Origin of the sequence: Nostoc sp. WHI, assembly GCF_015714725.1 — a bacterium.
Lineage (GTDB): Bacteria > Cyanobacteriota > Cyanobacteriia > Cyanobacteriales > Nostocaceae > Nostoc.
The window spans coordinates 1-1983 of record NZ_WBKM01000042.1 but is presented as its reverse complement, the minus strand read 5'-3'; the positions used below and the strand labels follow the sequence as shown (position 1 = coordinate 1983).

The following is a 1983-nucleotide window of genomic DNA, read 5'->3' as shown; positions in this document are numbered from 1 at the left end:
GGGGCAGGGGGCAGGGGGCAATTAAACTTGTTCGCTGCTGAGATGAGCGATCGCTTGCTTAATCCAATCTTCGACATAGGCATCTTTGGGTAGTCCAATGTCTTCACTGACTACATGCAGGGCATGACTGACTTCATGGGCAGTATATCCCAGGGCAAAGAGGGTCATTTGCACTTCTTCGAGAATTCCGGGGGCTGGGCCACCTGTGGCGACGAAGAACCCGGCTGATTTGCGCCACTCGACTAATTTGCTTTTGAGTTCCAAACAAATGCGTTCTGCAATTTTCTTACCGACACCGGGAGCCTGAATTAAGATTTGTGTATTGCCAGCGATAATTGCTTGGACTAAATCTGGTAGTTCCAAAGTGTCCAAGAGGGCGATCGCTAAAGCTGCACCAACACCGCTAACTGTCAACAAGTGGCGAAATAAATCGCGTTCTGATGGCGAAGAAAAGCCATATAGTAACGGGACTTCTTCACGAATTTGAAAATGGGTAAAAATTTGCGCCACTCCTCCCGACTCTGGCAATTGCTGTGCTAGCCGATGAGGAACTTGCAAATCATACCCTAAGCCATTTACTTCCAAAATCAAGATAACGCGATTAGCGCCAATTGTTTGGATACCAGCAACAAGACCTTTAAGATAACTAATCATTCTAATAGACCAAAAAATTTCAAACCTTCGATAATTCCACCTGCACAAAAACTTTTTGCCAGGTAGCGGTAGTCAGCGAGATGCTCATTGTGCCATTGGAGTAACTCTTTTCGGGCATTCCCCACAATGATTCCCCGTTCGTTGCCTACAGCAAATAAAGCAATATCATTACCTGAATCACCACAGACAACTGTTTGTTCTGCTGCAAATTTCCACTTTTGGCGTAAAAACTGCATTGCCTGACCTTTATCGCTGCTATATGGTACAATGTCAAGGTCAATACTGCTACTGTAGATTAACTTTACATTTAATTTATTTTTCTGCAACTCTGCTTCAAGTTGTGGCAGCACAATAGCAGAAAAGTCTTCTTGCAAGAAAAAGCTCACTTTGAAGGGACGCTGTTCTGAATCTGGTTGCCGAACTAACTCACGGTATTTTTTAGTGATAGATAATACAGTTTCACGATTCCATCCCGGAGAGAGGATTTCTGCCCAACCTGAGTCGGGAGTATCAGTACCATTGAGGTAAATTTCTGTACCCACAGAAAGGACGAGGGCATCTGGTTGCAAAAGATTTTTTTGAGCTTGGAGTTCTTTGTAAAGTACAGGCGATCGCCCAGTAGCATAAACAATTTTAGTGCCGTATTCTTGGCGATGTTGACTTAACAGTTGATTTAGTTCTGCTAAGGCGCTGTCATCGCCTACGGTGCGATATACGAGAGTGTCATCCAAGTCTGTTACAAAAAGAAATGGTTTCATAATTAACCTCTTATGCTTCGCTTTACATCAAAAAGTTTATGTCCTTTTTGCACTTATCTTATAGATGTAGTCTGGTTTAACAAAAAAGTCAGGAGACACACAAAGCAGTATTCCTCCTGCAAAAACTGTCTTTGCTGTTATATTTCAGGTCTTTTGCTTAAAGCATTACAATACAATTAAGTTAACCACCTCTACCGACTGCGATCGCGTGGTAAACACTTCTCCACAACATCCGACTCCAAGGGATTCTTCTTCCTACATTCCGCCTCTTGAGAATGGCGATCGCCTGACTCGTCCAGAGTTTGAGCGTCGCTACAATGCCATGCCCAGCGTCAAGAAAGCCGAATTGATTGAAGGAGTCGTTTACGTGGCATCACCTTTGGGCTTGATGTCAACTTAAGCTAAAACTGCTTTAAAACCTCGTTTCCAGCCTCTGGCTGGAAATGCACATCATTGGGCTGCTGCCGCGAGTCAGGAAGGCGGAGCCTAAAAGAAGGCATTCCCAGTCAGAGACTGGGAACGAGGCAACCCATTTGTTATTTCGGCGTACCCAGTTGTTATTTCGGCGTAC

2 protein-coding genes and 1 pseudogene are annotated in these 1983 nt (G+C 44.3%); 1 reads left to right on the top strand and 2 read right to left on the bottom strand.

Annotated elements, in window-relative coordinates; genetic code table 11:
- Positions 1-21 precede the first annotated feature (21 nt).
- Both ruvA and F8S12_RS04190 read right to left on the bottom strand, forming a co-directional pair.
- On the bottom strand, positions 22-654 hold the full coding sequence (gene ruvA / locus F8S12_RS04195) for a Holliday junction branch migration protein RuvA (protein WP_196515016.1): 633 nt from the start codon (positions 652-654) through the stop codon (positions 22-24).
- Complete coding sequence (locus F8S12_RS04190) at positions 651-1412, bottom strand: sucrose-phosphate phosphatase (protein WP_196515015.1); 762 nt, start codon at positions 1410-1412, stop codon at positions 651-653. The genes ruvA and F8S12_RS04190 overlap by 4 nt, the downstream gene beginning before the upstream one ends.
- A 208-nt stretch (positions 1413-1620) precedes the next feature.
- On the opposite strand from F8S12_RS04190, the pseudogene F8S12_RS41920 reads away from it, so the two are divergent.
- A pseudogene (locus F8S12_RS41920) lies at positions 1621-1794 on the top strand (Uma2 family endonuclease); the annotation flags it as partial.
- Between the last annotated feature and the right edge of the window lie 189 nt (positions 1795-1983).